Annotated in this window: 15 protein-coding genes; 12 read left to right on the top strand and 3 right to left on the bottom strand. The window is 69.3% G+C overall.

Annotated elements, in window-relative coordinates; translation table 11 throughout:
- The first annotated feature begins 49 nt into the window (after window positions 1-49).
- Window positions 50-667, top strand: coding sequence for a hypothetical protein (locus FHR84_RS16440; RefSeq protein WP_179536415.1), 618 nt, complete (start codon window positions 50-52; stop codon window positions 665-667).
- Window positions 668-916: 249 nt separating this feature from the next.
- On the opposite strand, the gene FHR84_RS16435 is transcribed toward FHR84_RS16440, so the two are convergent.
- Both FHR84_RS16435 and FHR84_RS16430 read right to left on the bottom strand, forming a co-directional pair.
- Window positions 917-1,486 (bottom strand): hypothetical protein, encoded by a 570-nt coding sequence (locus FHR84_RS16435; RefSeq protein ID WP_179536414.1) that lies wholly within the window; start codon window positions 1,484-1,486, stop codon window positions 917-919.
- A 64-nt stretch (window positions 1,487-1,550) separates the two neighbouring features.
- Window positions 1,551-1,922 (bottom strand): DoxX family protein, encoded by a 372-nt coding sequence (locus FHR84_RS16430; protein WP_179536413.1) that lies wholly within the window; start codon window positions 1,920-1,922, stop codon window positions 1,551-1,553.
- A 223-nt stretch (window positions 1,923-2,145) separates the two neighbouring features.
- Here FHR84_RS16430 and FHR84_RS16425 point away from each other — a divergent pair, with 223 nt between their 5' ends.
- From FHR84_RS16425 to FHR84_RS16415, 3 genes are all read left to right on the top strand, one after another.
- A complete protein-coding gene (locus FHR84_RS16425; RefSeq protein WP_343075315.1) occupies window positions 2,146-3,132 on the top strand; it encodes a potassium channel family protein in 987 nt (328 codons plus the stop codon).
- 252 nt (window positions 3,133-3,384) lie between these two features.
- Complete coding sequence (locus FHR84_RS16420) at window positions 3,385-3,639, top strand: hypothetical protein (RefSeq protein ID WP_179536412.1); 255 nt, start codon at window positions 3,385-3,387, stop codon at window positions 3,637-3,639.
- 56 nt (window positions 3,640-3,695) lie between these two features.
- Window positions 3,696-3,884 carry a hypothetical protein gene (locus FHR84_RS16415; protein ID WP_218863010.1) on the top strand — a complete coding sequence of 63 codons (189 nt, stop codon included), beginning with the start codon at window positions 3,696-3,698 and terminating at the stop codon, window positions 3,882-3,884.
- A gap of 199 nt (window positions 3,885-4,083) precedes the next feature.
- Here the strand turns inward: FHR84_RS16415 and FHR84_RS16410 are convergent, their stop codons facing one another.
- Complete coding sequence (locus FHR84_RS16410; protein ID WP_179536410.1) at window positions 4,084-5,049, bottom strand: neutral zinc metallopeptidase; 966 nt, start codon at window positions 5,047-5,049, stop codon at window positions 4,084-4,086.
- Between the two features lie 784 nt (window positions 5,050-5,833).
- On the opposite strand from FHR84_RS16410, the gene FHR84_RS16405 reads away from it, so the two are divergent.
- From FHR84_RS16405 to FHR84_RS16370, 8 genes are all read left to right on the top strand, one after another.
- Window positions 5,834-7,537, top strand: a complete 1,704-nt coding sequence (locus FHR84_RS16405) for a DUF2207 domain-containing protein (RefSeq protein WP_343075304.1) — start codon at window positions 5,834-5,836, stop codon at window positions 7,535-7,537.
- A gap of 246 nt (window positions 7,538-7,783) precedes the next feature.
- On the top strand, window positions 7,784-8,239 hold the full coding sequence (locus FHR84_RS16400; RefSeq protein WP_179536409.1) for a hypothetical protein: 456 nt from the start codon (window positions 7,784-7,786) through the stop codon (window positions 8,237-8,239).
- 167 nt (window positions 8,240-8,406) lie between these two features.
- A complete protein-coding gene (locus FHR84_RS16395; RefSeq protein ID WP_179536408.1) occupies window positions 8,407-9,729 on the top strand; it encodes a M16 family metallopeptidase in 1,323 nt (440 codons plus the stop codon).
- Window positions 9,726-11,093: a M16 family metallopeptidase gene (locus FHR84_RS16390; RefSeq protein ID WP_179536407.1), complete on the top strand. Its 1,368-nt coding sequence runs from the start codon at window positions 9,726-9,728 to the stop codon at window positions 11,091-11,093. Before FHR84_RS16395 ends, FHR84_RS16390 begins: the two co-directional genes overlap by 4 nt.
- Window positions 11,090-12,031, top strand: a complete 942-nt coding sequence (gene nudC, locus FHR84_RS16385; protein WP_179536406.1) for an NAD(+) diphosphatase — start codon at window positions 11,090-11,092, stop codon at window positions 12,029-12,031. The genes FHR84_RS16390 and nudC overlap by 4 nt, the downstream gene beginning before the upstream one ends.
- Before the next feature lie 387 nt (window positions 12,032-12,418).
- Window positions 12,419-14,506 (top strand): ATP-dependent DNA helicase UvrD2, encoded by a 2,088-nt coding sequence (locus tag FHR84_RS16380; protein ID WP_179536405.1) that lies wholly within the window; start codon window positions 12,419-12,421, stop codon window positions 14,504-14,506.
- Between the two features lie 578 nt (window positions 14,507-15,084).
- Complete coding sequence (locus FHR84_RS16375) at window positions 15,085-15,456, top strand: WhiB family transcriptional regulator (protein ID WP_281361368.1); 372 nt, start codon at window positions 15,085-15,087, stop codon at window positions 15,454-15,456.
- Between the two features lie 406 nt (window positions 15,457-15,862).
- Window positions 15,863-16,726: a class I SAM-dependent methyltransferase gene (locus FHR84_RS16370; protein WP_179536404.1), complete on the top strand. Its 864-nt coding sequence runs from the start codon at window positions 15,863-15,865 to the stop codon at window positions 16,724-16,726.
- Window positions 16,727-16,831: the final 105 nt, after the last annotated feature.

Here is a 16,831-nt window from a genome sequence, read left to right as displayed (position 1 = left end):
GAGTGGTGCGGCTTGTATTCGGGCGTCCTCACCCAGGAATATGCCCGCGATGTCGCAGATTACGGAAACCAAGCTCGACGCCTCTTTGCAGACCGAGGTGTCCGTGGACGAGGAGGTCCTTTCCCTGCAGGCCCCTCTCGTGCTCGTGAGGAGGGACGAACAGGGGGGGTGGTTCTTCGAGGGGCCCGGTGAGTCGGACTCCCGCTCGGCCGTGCTGACGGTGCTCGGCGCTGTGGTGAACGCTTGGCCGCACGTGGCGGCGTTGACGGAGTTGCAGCCGGGCTCGTCCGCGGTCTGGTCCTGGCAGAGCCACGGCTGGACCAGCGAGTTCGAGTGCACCTGTGGCGAGTGCGAACAGCCGAAGCCCGTGGACCTCGATCGGCGCAGCTGGCCCGCGGAGCTGGATCCGGAGACGATCGTGAGCGTGGAGGAGGCCGCGCTGTCGGGGCAGGTGACGCTTTCCGACATCCTGCACACCGCAGGCAGGATCGCGCTGCTCGGAACCGGTGAGCAGAACCGTTCGAGCGAGGAGATGACCTCGGTGGCCCTGGCCAACGTGATCCGGCGCTGGCCGCACACCATGCGTGCGCTCCGCTCGGTCCGGCCGGGTTATCTGCTGCGCTGGAACCCGGACAGCCTCAACTGGCACGAGTACGAGACCGTCTGACCGATTTTTCCGCTCTTCCTCGTCGTGGGTGCTCGCTTGGCGGAACCTCGCGCGGTCTCGTGAGCGGGTGTCCCGACATCGGGCAGTGGCCCGCACGATGTCGGGACCGTCCTCGCGGGGCACCACGGGAGAACCCGGGGCGCGCCGGTTGCCAGGGTGGTGTGCTTCGGCGCCGGGAGCGCCGAAGGAGAAACCCCGCCCCGGCCAACAGCCTGGACGGAGGAATTCGACGATCCGCTCCGCTCCGATTCATTCGGGATGTGGTGCGGTGTCCCCGTCGGTGCGCCTGGCCGCGTTCTGAGTGCTTTCCGGGTGGCTGTGCACCACTCGCTCGTAGAGCAGTTCCAGCAGCCATCTTTCGAACGGCGAGGTGCCGAACTCCGTTCTGCGGTCCTCCGGGGCGAGGACGAGTTCGGCCGCTCCGTCGCGGTCCGCGGTCACCGCTCCGATCCCGTAGTAGTCCATTTCGGTCAGTGCCCAGGGGCGGTAGGGGTGGTCACCGGGCAGCACCGCCGCGCAGGGCGCGATGGTCAGCATCGTTCCGCACGCGCGCGTGGCCTTGCGGGCCTTGGAGACGCGTACCAGCAGCCCGACCAGTTCGACCGCGGGGACGGGAAGCCGGTCCGGGGAGTCCGATCCGGACCAGGCCTCCACCCGGGCCGGGTCGGTCTCCGGTGGCCACTCGTTTACGCTGCGCCACTGGTGTACGTCGAAACGTAGCCGGGTCACGGCGGTGAATCGTGCTCCGAGAGCCGCTATGTCGGAGACGAGATGGCCGTGCCAGCCGAGGGCACGAGCCGCCTGCTCAAGCTGCTGCACCGCGGAATGGTAAGCAGGACAGCTCAAGGTTCAACAACTCCACACGCTTTCGGGGACCAAAGTGTTACCTACCGGTGTCGCGGCGTACGCGTAGCGCCCACCCAATCAAGGGTAACTGCATCGGCAGTCTGGCGTAGGCCGCGTAGCGCGAACGGAGGTTTCGGGCCCGGTGGTCGAGGGCCATTTTGATGTTGGCGGGGAAGACGGCGACGAGCAGCAGCGCCGTCGCCGCGGCCCCCGTGCGGCGGGTCCGGGGCGCGGCCAGGGCCGCCGCGCAGGCCAGTTCGGCCGCTCCCGAGAGGTAGGTCCACGTCCGGGGGCTTCCGGGGATCCCGCGCGGGACGATCTCGTCGAACGGGCGGGGGAGCGCGAAGTGGGTGCTTCCGGTGACGGTGAGTCCGGCCGCCAGACACAGTGCGGAATTCGCTCTTCTCATGAGGAGAAGGTTTCACAGGGTTCGGCCGGGCACAACGGGACACCGGCCGGGGGTGGCCACGAGTGTCCGGTCCGGGAACGAGGCGTTACGGTGCTCGCTCGTGGACAAGCACGCTACCCGAACCACGCGATTCGGACGTTCGTTGCCCGGCCGCCGCTCCGAATCGACCCTGACCGATCGACTCACCGACCGACCGGATCACGCGCTGGTCGGGGTGGTCCGCATGCCGGCCACCGCCGTCGGTCCCGTCAAGTCGATCATACGCAGGATCATCGGGGCGAGCCTCGCTCTCGCGATCACCGTGCTGCTGGTTTACTTCGACCGGGGCGGATACAGCGACACGGACGGCACTCCGTTGAGTGTGCTGGATGCCCTTTACTACGCCACCGTTTCGTTGTCGACGACCGGATACGGTGACATCGCCCCGGTCTCGACCTCTGCGAGGGTGGTGAACGTACTGGTCATCACCCCGCTGCGGGTACTGTTTCTGATCGTGCTGGTTGGCACCACCTTGGAGGTGCTCACCGAGCGCTCTCGTCAGGCACTGAAGATCCAACACTGGAGGTCCAGGGTGCGCGACCACGTGGTCGTCATCGGGTACGGCACCAAGGGCAGGTCCGCCGTGACCGCGCTGCTCGGAGACGGGGTCGAAGCGGGCAACATCGTAGTGGTCGACACCGACCCAGCTGTGCTGGAAGCGGCTTCCTCGCTCGGTCTGGTGACCGTCAACGGTTCCGGTACCCGCTCGGACGTCCTCCGGGTGGCGGGCATCCCGCGAGCGAGGGCTGTGGTGGTGGCCCCGCCCCGCGACGACACCGCCGTGCTGGTCACGCTCACCTCACGCGAACTCGCACCCAAGGCGCAGATCGTCGCGGCCGTGCGGGAGGCCGAGAACGTTCACCTGCTCCGGCAGTCCGGTGCCGACTCGGTGGTCATATCCAGCGAGACGTCGGGAAGGCTGCTCGGGATGGCGACCTCGACCCCCTCGGTGGTCGAGATGTTCGAGGACCTGCTCAGCCCCGATCTCGGGCTGGCCATCGCCGAGCGGGAGGTCGACAAGACCGAGGTCGGGGGGTCGCCCCGGCACCTTTCCGACATCGTGCTGGGCCTGGTCCGGGACGGGCAGCTCTACCGGGTGGACGCCCCGGAGGCCGACGCCATCGAGGAGGGGGATCGTCTGCTGTACGTGAAGAAGGTGGCGAGCTCCTGAAGTCCGTCCGAGCCGATCGGCCGCCGCGCCCCCTGCCACTGGACCCTCGTCGGCCGCTCGGACGGAACGGGAGGAGTCGAGCGCTCACGCGGTGCTTCCCCGTGGCCTCGTACGGGCGAACAGATGAACACCGTCGTGATCTGGGTCCCAGCCGTAGCCCTGCCGATATTCGGGAGTGACGGGCGACACAGCGCCGTGCGGTGGTGCTGTGCCGCCCGGCGAATCGCGTGAACCGGCACGGAACGGAAAGTGGTGACCGCGCACTCGATGGAACGCACCCAGGTTTTCTGGATCACCCCGGAAGACGGCACCAGGCAGCACGCGACGTTGCGCGAGCCTCCCGCCGAGGGCGGGAAGGTGGAGGTCCTCGGAGGGCACTCCCCCGTGTTCGCGCCGGAAGTGAGGGACCGCCGGGGGTACCAGATGTGGCACACCCGGCCGTTCTGCGAGGAGTGCTTCACGGCTTACCTGAAACTTCCGATCGCTCGGCCGGATTGGAAGTCGTGATCGGCGTGGGAGCACATCACTACTGGCTGCCGGTGAGCAGTCGTGTCGAGTCCCGGATGACTCGCCATGCGTTCCGCGGGAAGCGCTGGGAGGGACATCCGGCGGGAACCTCGGTGTGCGGCGTGCTGTGCGCGATGGCCGAGCCCAACGAGCTGGACTGGTTCCAGGCCCCGACCTGCCGGGACTGCACCGACGTCCTGATAGCGGAGCAGGATGTGGCCCGGCACGGCGAAGGGGGCGAGTAGCTTCACCGCTGCTCGCGCCGCCCCGCGATGCTTCCGAGGTGCCGGTTCGGGTGACCGGCACCTCGGCCGCTCGCGCGGGACTCCAGTCGTGAGCTCTCGTCCGCGGCATCACGTCAGCGGTCGTCCGGGAAGCGGGCAAGCCGCTTCCCGTCCGCGCGAGCGACTCGGCCCGCTGCGCGGTTCATTCCACAGTGGATCCTCAGCTCACGTCGCTCGCGCTCGCCGCCCAGGTGTTGCACTCGCTGGTGTTGTTGCGTTTGTAGCCCGCCTCCAACCAGCTGCCGTAGTGCTGCGGACTGCCGTGATCGCGCGGTTGGTTCCCCCGGTCCCCGCGGTTGTACCCGTCCTGGACCCCGTTCCACGCGGCTCGCGTGCTCAGCGAGTTCGTTCGTTCGGCGCTGGCGAGGTACTGCCCGGCGAAGCACTGGGCCTGCAGCTCGCTGCGCCTGCTCAACGCGAGGGCCTCGGGCGTCTCGTACCCCCCGGTCTCGTACGCCTCGTTCTGCCAGGCGGTCATGATGCCGGAGAGCTGCTGGACGTGATGACCGTACTCGTGGGCGAAGACCCCGAGGTAGATACCGGGCTGTTCTCCGTAGACATCGGTCTGCAGCCCCGCGAACGGCATGTAGATGGTCTGGTTGCTGCCGCAGTAGAAGGCGGACACGTTCTCCGACTTCGCGACCGAACCGCACGGGCTCGACCAGCTGCCTCCGCCGGGGAAGGCGAGCTCGGGGGGTTCGAACGGCAGGTCCGCCTGACTCAGCACGCTGCTCCACGCCTCGTTCAGGCACGGGAGCGCCGCGCGGAAGAAGCGTTGCGACGCCTGTGGGTCGGTCTGCCACTCGGGCAGGTCGCATCGCACGTCCGGGACCGGTACGGATGCTGTGGCGATCGGGTTGTCCGCTGTTTCGCGCACCGGTTCCGGTCCTGTCGCGGAGGTGGTCGGTGAGGCAGCCGTGCCCGACCGGTCACTTCCGGTGGGCGTCGTGGTGTCCCGGTGTCCGGTACCGCTCTCCCCGGTTTCCGTGCCGCCGATGTCCTCGTTCTCGCCGTACTCGTAGGTGCTGTAGTCGTACCCGCTTCCGGCGGAGGCGCTCGTCCCCGAGGTGAGCGAGGCCAGCGCTATTCCCATCGGCATCACGATCAGCAGCAGAAAACCGCACACCAGCGGGATGATGATCGCCGCCGGACTGGTCCGCTTGCGGGGCGGTGCGGCGCCTCGGTGTCCCGGCGGCACGGGACCCTGGAAGCGCTGCGGAGTTCCGGGGTGGACAGCGCCCGGGGGCGCGACTCCCGGCGGGGGCATCACCTGCTGTGGAGGCGGTGCCGGCCGCGGTGGCGGTTGGGCCTGCGGAGGAGGTGGGCCGTACCCGGGGCCGGGGGCGTTCGGATGCGCCTGTGGTCCTGCCCGATGTGGTCCGGGTGGCCGCGCCCGCGGGTCGGGCGCTTGGGGCCCGGGCCCGGGGCCCTGGGCGGGATGCTGCGGAAGAGGCCTGGCCATCGGTGGCGACGTCGGCCTGCGGTGCTGTTCCGGCCCCGGCGGATTCGGGGGGCCTCCCGACGGCCACGGTTGATCCGGCGGTTGCCGCGGAGGCGTCACCGCTCCACCTCCCATCCGAACAGTACGGTCCTGGGAACTTCCGACAGAGGGCTTCGTCCGGCTCGGGTGCTCAGCCCCCGCGGAGCTCGTGGCTCCGGTGCGTGAGTCGGACGCATCGCGAGGCGGCAGGGCACGTGGCGTGGTCCGCTGCTCGAGGTGCCCTGCAACGCGGCGAGGCGCCGACCCACGTGACGGCTGCCCGGCCGGCCACTCGGAGCTCCGTTGTGAGTTCCAAAAGGACGTAAGAGCGTCTGGTCGCGAGTTGATCGCGACACCTTCATCGTGTTTCCCCCTGCGCTTGAAGCGAATTCGGCAAAAACACTACCCACTGTTCGCTATCGTTCGTGGCGTGTTGAAAAAACGGTTCCTGTTCTCTTGTGCCGTGCTGGCATTGGCGGTCCTGATGGGCTGCTTACCCCAGGTGCGGCAATCGGCCGTCGCCCGGGCGGCGGAAGACGGGGTGACCAGTGATGTCTCCCTGAAGCTCGAACGTGACGGAAAGCTGTCCGTCACGGAACGCGTGACGGTTCCCTCTGGGGGCGAGGTGCATCGCACCGTCCCGTTGCGCCAGGCCGCGGGCGAGGACGTGGACCGGGTGTTCGACATTCGCGGTGCCGAGGTGAGCGGGCCGGGAAGCGCACGTGTCACCGACGAGCAGCTCGAACTGACGCTGCCGCCAGGGGAATCCACTGTGGAGTACCAGGTGGTCGGTGCCGTCGGCGACCCCCGGGGCGGCACCCAGCAGGTCGACTGGCGTGCTTCCGGCGGCTGGGACGTGTCCGTCCAGCGGACCCGGATCTCCTTCATAGCCCCGAAACCGGCCCGCTCCATCGACTGCCGAGCGGGTCCCGTCGGCAGTGACGGCAAGTGCACCAGCTTCCGGATCGGCACGACACGAGGTCCCAGGGCCGAGCACACCGAGCTGGCCGAAGGGGACCGGATCGACTTCTCGGTGGACCTGCCGGAGGGAACGGTCCCGGCCAACGCCGAGTTCGACGAGACGTTCAGCCTGGACGATGCCTTCGAACTGAGTCCGACGGTGGCGGCGGCGCTGGCCGCGCTGGGGCTGCTGGTGATCGGCGGATTCGGTCTGCTCTGGTACACGAGAGGGCGCGACGCGCGCGTGAGCAGCGGTGATGTCGGGCCGGTCGACGTGCTGATGACCGACGAACAGGGCAATGTGCGTTTCGCGTCCCCGGACGGTGTGCTGCCCGGGCAGGTCGGCACCGTCATCGACGAGCACGTCGACGTGGTGGACGTGACCGCGACGATCATCGACCTGGCCGTGCGCAACTACCTGTGGATCGAGGAGGTCCCCGGGGAGCAGCAGGGGCGCGACTGGCGGATCGTGCTGCTGAATCCCCCGGACGACTCGTTGCGCTCCTACGAGCGCGCGGTGCACGAGATGCTGTTCGGAGCGGGCGGCGCCGAACGGGGTCAGGTGATGGTCTCCCAGCTGCGCAGCGGGAGCGCCCCCGACCTGACCGAGGTTCGTGATCGGATGTACTCCGATGTGGTCGCGCAGCGCTGGTTCTCGCGCAGGCCCGACTCGGAGCGGAACCTCTTCTGGTGGATCGGTCTCGGAGTCGCGGCCTGCGGTGTCGTGCTGACCGCGGCGCTGGCGCTGACGACCTCGTTCGCGCTGCTCGGCATCGGCGTGCTGGTCGGCGGGGTCGCCCTGACCTTCGGCGCCAGGATCATGCCCGCCCGGACGAAGCGTGGGAGCTCCCTGGTCGCCCAGGTTCGGGGGTTGCGTGACTACCTGCGGAGCGCGTCCGCGGACTCGATCCCGTTGACCGACCGCGAGATGGTTTTCTCCCGTTCGTTGCCGTACGCGGTGGTGCTCGGTGAGACCGAGCGCTGGTTGGGCGAGTTCGCCGAGCTGGATCCCGCCGCCGACGGCACGCCCGGTTTGTACTGGTACGGCGAACTCGTGGAACGGACCGGCCACGTGGTGCCCGATATGCGTCGTTTCCGGGAGCACTTCCCGATGCTGGTCTCGGTGCTGGACGACGTGCTCGCCCGTCCCGGGCAGGTGCGTTCACTGCGTTGAAGAGGGGCGGCGGCTCGGTCTGCCCGGCGGTGCCGGTCGCCGAGGTGGAATTTTCGGCGCTGGGTGCGCCGGAGTGGACCGCACGTCTGGAACCCGCGGCGGTGCCGGCTGCGCGGGTGGCGGAGAGCGGCTTCGCCGGCTCGCCCGGCGCCGCCCCGGACCGAGCAAGCGCTTGCCCGCCCCGTAGCACACGCTGTAGTGATCCGTCCCCGGAACGGGTGAAATCGGGTCTGGCAGTATCACACTGTGGGGCGAGGGCGTGGTTCGGCATCGGTGCTGTTGACCCTGGTGGTGCTCGGGGCGCTCGGCGTGACCGCGATCGCGTTCGCCCGCTGGCCGGTCCTGGACTCCGGGAGCGGTGCGCGGGAGTGGCGAACCACGACGGCGACCGTGGTCCGTTCGGCCTCCTGCGGTGCACCCGGCGCGCGGGACCTGGTGCGGGTCGGTGTCGAAGGGCGGCAACTGCGTGTCCCGTTCGACGGTTGCGGACACTCCGAGGGGAGCAGGCTGGACGTGCGCGTGCCCGTTCGGCCGAGCGGGGAGTTCCACGCTCGGCCGCCTGAGCGGGGTGACGGGCCGGGCGGGACGGGGCTCGTGGGCTTCGACAACAGAGCGGGCACGGTGCTGTGCGTGCTCGCCGCCGTCTCCGGTGCCGGATACGTGCTGATGCTGGCGGGCGGCAGCCGCGGGACCTCCGGTTAGGCGGTGCGGGCGCCGCCCGCGGTCCCGGTTCGAATGTTCGCTCGCACCGGCGGAAAGGCGCCTTCCCGGAAGGAGGTCCCTCGGCGACGAATCGTTCGAGGTCCATCACGACGAGTGGTCACCAGGGTGCTCACCGCGAGGGTGCCGGACGCACGTAGGCTGAGGACATGGTCGAACCGCAACCACATCGCGTTACCCTGCCCAACGGGCTGCGCGTGGTGCTGGCTCCGAACGCCGAACCGGGATCAACCGAACCCGGCGGGCCTCCGGTGGTCGGCATCAGCGTGCACTACGACGTGGGATTCCGTTCCGAACCGCAGGGGCGGACGGGATTCGCGCACCTGTTCGAGCACCTGATGTTCCAGGGCAGCGAGAGCCTCGAGAAACTCGCCCACTTCCGTCACGTACAGGGCTCCGGCGGTATCTTCAACGGTTCGACGCACCAGGACTACACGGACTACTTCCAGGTGCTTCCCTCCAACGCTCTGGAGCGCGGGCTGTTCCTGGAGGCGGACAGGATGCGCGCGCCGCGGCTGACCGAGGAGAACCTGCGCAACCAGGTGGACGTGGTCAAGGAGGAGATCCGGCTCAACGTGCTGAACCGGCCGTACGGCGGGTTCCCCTGGATCCTCCTGCCGCCGGTGCTGTACTCGAGCTTCGCCAACGCGCACAACGGTTACGGTGACTTCACCGATCTCGAACGCGCGACCGTGGACGACTGCGCTGCGTTCTTCGACACCTTCTACGCGCCGGGCAACGCCGTGTTGACCATAACGGGCGACATCGACGTCGAACACGCCACCGAACTGGTGCACAAGCACTTCGGGGACGTTCCGGCTCGCTCGGTCCCGGAGCGCCCGTCCTTCGCCGAGCCCCTCCTCGAGAGCGAGCGGCGCGATCGGCAGCAGGACCCCCACGCGCCGCTGCCCGCGGTGGCCCTGGGATACCGGCTGCCCGACCCGGTGGGGGAGCTCGACAGCTACCTGGCGGACGTGGTGCTGGGAGAGGTGCTCAGTGACGGGGACGCCTCCCGGTTGCAGCAGCGCCTGGTCTACCGGGACTCCCTCGTCGTCGACGTCCAGGCCGGGGCCGGGCTGATGGGGGCCCCGCTCGACGCGCGCGACCCGGACACGTTCACGGTCACCGCGGTCCACAGTCCGGAGGTTTCCACCGACAGGGTGGTGGAGGCCATCGACTCGGAGCTGGACCGGCTGGCGACCGAGGGGCCCACCCCCGAGGAGCTCTCCAGGGTCACCGCCAGGTGGTCGGCCGGGCTGTACCGGGACCACGACCGGTTGATCTCGCGAACCCTGGACCTGGGCAGCACCGAGCTGTTGCACGGCAGGGCCGAGCTGGTCGGTGAGCTTCCCGGCCGGGTCGGCGCGATCACCACCGAGGACGTGGCCTCGGCGGCCAAGGCCCTGCGCCCGGAGACACGGGCCGTCCTCGAAATCGAACCGACAGGCGACTCCGACGGAGGTGCGGCATGACCAGCGCTACCCATCGCAGTGCCGAGCGGATCGGCCGCACCGAGCAGGGTCCCCGGCCGCTGCCCGGACTGGCCGAACCGCGCCAGGGGTGGCAGCCGGAAACGGTGGACACCGTGCTGGACAACGGACTGCGCGTCATAGCGGCCAGGCACGGGGCCGTGCCCATGGTCGAACTGCGGCTCCGCATCCCGTTCGCGGGCGACGATCCGATGCATCCGGCCCGAGCCGAGGTGCTCGCCGAGACCCTGCTGACCGGAACCGACCGGCGGGACCGGATCCGGATGGACACCGACCTGGCCGCGGTCGGGGGCACACTCCAGGCCACAGTGGACCCGGAACGCCTCAGCATCACAGGTGACGCGCTCGCCGGCGGAATGGACACGTTGCTCGACGTGCTCAACGATGCGCTCACCGGTGCTTCCTACCCCGAGCACGAGGTCGGCGGTGAACGCGACCGTCTCGTCGAGCGGATCGCCGTGGCTCGTTCCCAACCCAGGGTGATCGCCCGCGAGGAGTTGCAGAACCACCGCTACGGCGACCACCCGTTCGCCCGGGAGGTGCCGCAATCCTCCGACGTCGCGCAGGTGACGGCGGATCAGGTCCGCGAGCTGCACCGTTCCGCCGTGCTCCCCCGCGGGGCGACCCTGGTGCTCGTCGGGGACATCGATCCCCAGCGGACGGTGGAGACCGTGAGCAGGGTGCTGTCCGGCTGGAGCTCGGAGAGCAGCGCCCGCGAGATCCCCGCCCTGCCTCCGGTCGAGGGCGGAAACGTCCGGCTGGTGCACCGGGAAGGCGCGGTGCAGTCGCAGCTTCGCTTCTCGGCGCAGGCCGTTCCGCGCACCGACGAGCGCTACCCCGCGCTCCAGATCGCCAACCTGATCTTCGGCGGCTACTTCTCCTCCCGGCTGGTCGAGAACATCCGCGAGGACAAGGGCTACACCTACGGTGCCCATTCGGCTTTCGAGTTCACCCCGGGCAACGGAACGATCCTGGTCGACGCCGACACGGCCAGCGAGGTGACGGCCGCGGCACTGATGGAGATCCGTTACGAGTTCGGCAGGCTCGCCCTGAACCCTCCCAAGGAGCCCGAGGTCGAGTCGGCGCGGCAGTACGCCATCGGCGGTTTGCTCACCTCCACTTCCTCCCAGTCCGGGCTGGCCTCCATGCTGATCGGCCTGGCGGCCGTGGGACTGGGGCAGGAGTGGCTCGCCGGGCACCCGGAACGGCTGCGCTCGGTCACGGTGGACCAGATCGCCGAGGCGGCCCGGTGGTACATGCCCACCGCGTTCACCGGCGTGGTCGTCGGTGACGCGAACCAGCTGAGCGACCAGCTACGTGGACTCGGTGGTGTGGCGCTGCCGTGACAGCTCGTTCGGAATCGGAGGAGATCGACTTCGGAAGGGCCGCGAGCGGGGGAGGGTTCCAGCTGGACAGTTCTCCCCTGCTGGCCCGTTCTCCGGTGGAGCTCTCGGACGCCCAACGGGACGATCCGGAGACGGCGGCCGAACTGTGGCGCGACGGCAGGGTGCTGCTGGTGGACGAGTACGGTCGCACCCCCGTCGACGCGGAAGGAAGTCTGGCCTGGACCGGTCCGGGGGGTTCCGGGAGCGGAACGAACGTCGTGCTGCTCGGAATGTACCGGGGGAGGGCCCGCTGGGGGGTGCGTGCCTCCGCGCGTGACTCCGAACTCCTCTGGAGCGATCTGCGCGTGCTCGGGGACTGGCTCGGTGACGCGGAGGCGGGCCTGTTCGCCACCGCCGTCGGGTTGCTCGCCTGGCACGATCGTGCGCGCTACTGCGCGCTGTGCGGCGCGGGTACGGAGCGGATCCGCAGCGGGTGGGCCCGCCGTTGCGGCGGGTGCTGGCACGAGGAGTACCCGCGCACCGACCCCTCCATGATCTGCCTCGTGCACGACGGGGCCGACCGGGTGTTACTGGGCCGCAAGGCCGGTTGGCCGGACGAACGCTTCTCGGTGCTGGCCGGTTTCGTGGAGATGGGGGAGTCCCTGGAGGGGTGCGTACGCCGCGAGGTGCGCGAGGAAGTCGGGGTGGAGGTCTCCGACATCCGCTACCTGGGCAGTCAACCGTGGCCGTTCCCGCGTTCGTTGATGGTGGGCTTCGCCGCCGTGGCCGATCCGGATGCACCACTGCACCCGGCGGACGGAGAGATCGCCGAAGCACACTGGGTGAGCAGGGAACGCGTTCGCCGGGCCCTGGAAGCGGACGCCCCCGTGCACGGCATGCGACTGCCTCCCGGGATCTCCATAGCTCATCGGATGCTGCGTGGTTGGGCCTTTGGTTGACTCGGCGGCTCCCCCGGCTTGGCGGGTCGCTTGGCGGAACCTCTCGCGGGCTCTCGCTGCGGTGAGGCCCGACATCGGGTAGCCACCTACACCACGTCGGGCCTTCCTCGCGAGAGCACCACGGGAGAACCCGCGGTCGGTCGGGGTGCTCGGGCCCAGAGCACCTGCGTCGAGCGGAGCCCTTCCGCTGGGAGTAGCTGGCTCCGTCCTTGTGCCGGGCCGGGTGCGCAGGTGGTGACAAGCGGCCCGCTTTCCCTGTGCGGTACCTCTTCGAGAGCGCCGCACCGGGCGGGTCCCCGGGGATGTGGAAGGCGCCCCGCCGGGGCACGTCCACACGCGGCGGGGTGTGACCGCCGTCAACCTCCCGCCTCTGCGAGGATGCGCACCATGACCGATCGACCGCGACTGCTGGAAGGACTCGATCCACAACAGCGTGCGGCCGTGACGGCTCCGCGCGGTCCGGTCTGCGTGCTCGCGGGCGCGGGAACCGGAAAGACACGCACGATCACGCACCGCATCGCCCACCTGGTCCAGCGCGGTCTCGTCGTCCCCCAGCAGGTGCTGGCCGTGACCTTCACTGCCCGTGCCGCCGGGGAGATGCGTACCAGGCTGCGCGGACTCGGCGCGTCCGGTGTGCAGGCGCAGACCTTCCACGCGGCCGCCTTCCGCCAGCTGCGCTACTTCTGGCCGCGTGCGCTGGACGGGGAGATCTGGCCGCTGGTCGAGCACAAGTTCCGCCTCGTGATGCAGGCCGCGAGCCGGGTCGGTCTGTCCACGGATTCGGACTCGGTCCGCGATCTGGCCTCCGAGATCGAGTGGGCCAAGTCCGCGCTGCTCACCCCGGAGCAGTATCCGGCGGAAACCGCCCGAACCGGGCGGAGCGCTCCGGTGGCCCCCGAGCGGTTCGTGCGGGTCTTCGAGGCCTACGAGCGGGCGAAGAACTCCGCGAAGGTGCTCGACTTCGACGACCTGCTGCTGCACACCGCCGCGGTGCTGGAGGAGCACTCCGAGGTGGCCGAGGAGTTCCGCGCCCGGTACCGGACCTTCGTCGTCGACGAGTACCAGGACGTCACCCCGCTGCAGCAGCGGATTCTGGACGCGTGGCTGGGTGGACGGGACGACCTCACCGTCGTGGGCGACGCCAATCAGACCATCTACTCGTTCGCCGGGGCCTCCCCGAAGTGGCTGGTCGACTTCCCGCGCCGCTATCCGAAGGCCGAGGTGGTCCGGCTGGAACGTGACTACCGGTCCACACCGCAGGTGGTCGAACTGGCCAACAGGGTCATCGCCGTGGGGGGGTCCGGCAAGTCGCACACCGGCCTGACCCTGGTCGGGCAGCGCGCGGACGGCCCGGAACCGGGCTTCGCCGAGTACGAGAACGAAGCGGCCGAGGCGCAGGCCGTGGCCCGGACGGTCGCCGAGCTCGCGGGCAACGGTGTCCCGCTGTCCGAAATGGCCGTGCTGTACCGGGTCAACGCCCAGTCCGAGGTGTACGAGCAGGCGCTGTCCGATGCGGAGATTCCGTACCAGGTACGTGGCGGGGAACGTTTCTTCGCACGCACCGAGGTGCGTCAGGCCATGGCGGCGCTGCGCACCGCCGCGGGCAGGGGGTCCACGGAGGGAGCCGAGCTGTCCGAGGTGGTGCGCGAGGTGCTTTCCGGGGTCGGCCTGACCCAGAAGCAACCCGAGGGCGGGGCGGCACGCGAGCGGTGGCAGTCGCTGAACGCGCTGGCCGAGCTGGCCGACGAGCTCTCCCGCGAGGTGGAGGGCGCGGACCTGGACCGCTACGTGAGCGAGCTGGACGCCCGTGCCTCCGCACAGCACCCCCCGACGATGGAGGGGGTGACGCTGGCCTCGTTGCACGCTGCCAAAGGGCTCGAGTGGGACGCGGTTTTCCTGGTCGGCCTGACGGAGGGGACGCTCCCGATCCAGCACGCCGACGGTGACGACGCTTCGGTGGAGGAGGAGCGTCGACTCTTCTACGTCGGAGTGACCCGGGCCAGAAAGCATCTGCGGATCTCCTGGGCGTTGTCCAGGGGGCAGGGCGGCGGACGCAAACGTCGGCGCAGTCGGTTCCTGAACGGGTTGGCGTCCACCGGCAGCGGATCGGAGAGCTCCGGGACGGCTCGGCGGGCGAACTCGGCCCGGGGGAGTCGCAAGGACGTCGCGCGTTGCCGGAGCTGCTCCGCGCGGTTGGAGTCGGCGGTCGAGGTCAAGATCGGTCGTTGCGCGAAGTGCCCCTCGGACGCGGACGACGAGTTGCTGGCGAGGTTGCGCAGCTGGCGCACCGAGCGGGCCCACGAGCTGAAGGTCCCCGCCTACGTGGTGTTCTCGGACGCGACCCTGATCGCCATCGCCGAGCAGCGTCCCGGCGACACCGAGTCCCTCGGAAAGGTTTCCGGCGTCGGTCCCACCAAGCTGGAGCGGTTCGGTGCGGACGTGCTGTCCCTGGTGAACGGCCCGGCCGATCTCTGAAGCGCCCGCAGCCGGTCGTCGTGAGTGGCGATTTCTCGCCAGCAGGGTGAAATCCTGCCGAAAAGACGGCTTCCCGGCGGCGTGCGGTACCTGGTGAGAATCTCGTGACTGTCGTTCGAGCTGGGTACAGCGGTGTGAAAAATCGCTTGCGCCGCGTGTGCCCCGCGGAATAATCTGCCTTCGGCAGTCCGGACGAACTCGTCCAATCCGGCGGCGGGCGAAGGAAAGGTGGTGGCTCGAAATGCGCGAGCTCGGCATTCACGCGTCGATGGGCCACCACGGCCTCGCGGACACCGCTGCGTGGCGGATGCTTCGGGACCAGCACGACGAGAACGGCTCTGTCGTGGGTCCGTGCTTCCGTCGTGTCGCACAGTCGGGGATCACCCGTCGGGGGCGGTCCGTGCCGGAACGAAGTTTTTGAGGCTGCTTGTCGAGTAGCCGGTGCTTTTTCGGCCGCGGACCCACCGAGGGTCCGCGGCCTTTTTGATGTGTCCCCACGTACCGAACCGACTCGTACTTCACGGACATTCCGCAGCGCTCGACGAACGAACTGATTCGACCGATCAGGAGGAAGACACATGGCGACCGGCAGTGCCCCATCAGTAACCGGGGACGAGACCGGCAACCACGGCGAGACCGTTTCCGACCTGCTCAACGCCGCACCGAGCACCAACGAGTACCTGCCCTGCCGCCGGGATCCTGACCTGTGGTTCGCGGAGAAACCGTCGGACCTCGAGAGGGCCAAGCGGTTGTGCGGTGACTGTCCGATCAGGTCCGAATGTCTGGCGGGAGCTCTCTCCCGTGGTGAACCCTGGGGGGTCTGGGGCGGTGAGATCGTCGAACAGGGGACGGTGATCAACCGTAAGAAACCGCGCGGAAGGCCGCGCAAACACCCGGTGGAGGACACCGGTGCGGGGCGAAACTCCACGAACGGACGGCGAGTGGCATGACATCCGCACGGATGGCCCGGACGAACGAGGCGAAACGGAACGAGGAGCGGAGGCGAAGAATGTTCCCCGAAGAGATGGCCCGATTACGATGTCGGCGGTTGCTGGAGGAGGCCGAGGAGGCGAGACTGGCCCGTCGGCTGAAGGCAGTTCGATTCTGGCGACGCGTCTCCGCCTTCGCGGCGAGGAGAGCCGAACGGCGACTGCCGCGGAATTGAATCCGCTGCCTCGGTCCGCCGGTTCGCGAAGGATCCGAGGCGGTGGAAACTCGCGTCGGAAGAAAATGCACCGGAAGCGTTCGGTCCGCGGAAAAAGAGGACGGTTCGCTTCGCCGGTGCGGCGGATGTGTTCCGTGCGGATTCCCCGTCGGTTCGGCCGGGGCATCCCGTGATCACGGTAGGCTTCGAGCATGCACAGCCATTCGCACGACAACATCGACTGGGACGCGCGCCTGCGAGAACTGCGTGAAGAGGACGAACTGGCCGCCGCCGAGACCGGGCGGCTCGCGGCGGCTCTGGTCTCCGGCGGGCGGAACTGCGAATCGGTCGTCGACGTCGGTTCGGGGGCGGGCGGGGCCGCCGCGGCGTTCGCCTCGGCACTCCCGAGCGGTCTGGTGACCCTCGTGGACTCCGCGCCGGAACTGCTGGCCGAAGCGCAGCGCCACGCGGACGAATCCGCGGGTGAGAACGTGCGGGTCCGCGGTGTTCGAGGTGATGTCGCCACAGAGGAGCTGAGCGATTCGGTGGAACCGGCCGACCTGGTGTTCGCCTCGCTGATGGTCCACCACCTGCCGGACCAGCTCGACGGGTTGCGCAGGCTTTCCCGGCTGGTGCGGCCCGGCGGCAGGCTGGTCGTCGTGGAATCCGGTTTGTGGGCGCGGACTCTGCCCTGGGACGTCGGAGTAGGACAACCGGGCTTGGAGGAGCGGCTGCTCGCCGCGCGGCAGACGTGGTTCCGCAGGATGCGGGAGGAGATGCCCGGTGCGGTGCGGCTGCCGGTCGGCTGGACGACAGCGCTGGGTCGGGCGGGACTGGACGAGATCACCTCGTGGAGCTACCTGGTGGACCGGCAGGCTCCGGCCACCGGCCCGGTGCTGAACGTGGTCCTGCGGCGGCTGCGCTGGTTGCGCGAGGCGGCGTGGACGGAGTGCTCGGCGGCCGACGTCGACGCGCTCGACCAGCTGCTCGACGAGGACGGGCCGAACTACGCGGGCGGCCGCGACGATTTGTACTACCTGTCCGCCGATACCGTGTACGTGGGGACGAAACCCTGACAGGAGCTCGTCGGCTCGGTTGGAGCGAGGGGTCGCGTGGCGGAGCCCTCGGGTGACGCTGCCGACCACTCTGCTGGGGGCGTTTCGCGCGAAACTGTCACCCTG

This window comes from Actinopolyspora biskrensis, from assembly GCF_013408175.1.
In the GTDB taxonomy this organism is placed as follows: Bacteria; Actinomycetota; Actinomycetes; order Mycobacteriales; family Pseudonocardiaceae; genus Actinopolyspora; species Actinopolyspora biskrensis.
Note: the sequence above shows the minus strand (reverse complement) of the source record. Positions and strands in the feature narration are given on the sequence as shown.

Bases quoted from the DNA above. Each gene is read 5' to 3' on its own strand.
- FHR84_RS16425 (WP_343075315.1), top strand. From the start codon at position 2,146: ATGCCGGCCACCGCCGTCGGTCCCGTCAAGTCGATCATACGCAGGATC.
- FHR84_RS16390 (WP_179536407.1), top strand. From the start codon at position 9,726: ATGACCAGCGCTACCCATCGCAGTGCCGAGCGGATCGGCCGCACCGAG.
- FHR84_RS16395 (WP_179536408.1), top strand. From the start codon at position 8,407: ATGGTCGAACCGCAACCACATCGCGTTACCCTGCCCAACGGGCTGCGC.
- FHR84_RS16415 (WP_218863010.1), top strand. From the start codon at position 3,696: ATGACTCGCCATGCGTTCCGCGGGAAGCGCTGGGAGGGACATCCGGCG.
- FHR84_RS16430 (WP_179536413.1), bottom strand. From the start codon at position 1,922: ATGAGAAGAGCGAATTCCGCACTGTGTCTGGCGGCCGGACTCACCGTC.
- FHR84_RS16375 (WP_281361368.1), top strand. From the start codon at position 15,085: ATGGCGACCGGCAGTGCCCCATCAGTAACCGGGGACGAGACCGGCAAC.
- FHR84_RS16440 (WP_179536415.1), top strand. From the start codon at position 50: ATGTCGCAGATTACGGAAACCAAGCTCGACGCCTCTTTGCAGACCGAG.
- FHR84_RS16380 (WP_179536405.1), top strand. From the start codon at position 12,419: ATGACCGATCGACCGCGACTGCTGGAAGGACTCGATCCACAACAGCGT.
- FHR84_RS16370 (WP_179536404.1), top strand. From the start codon at position 15,863: ATGCACAGCCATTCGCACGACAACATCGACTGGGACGCGCGCCTGCGA.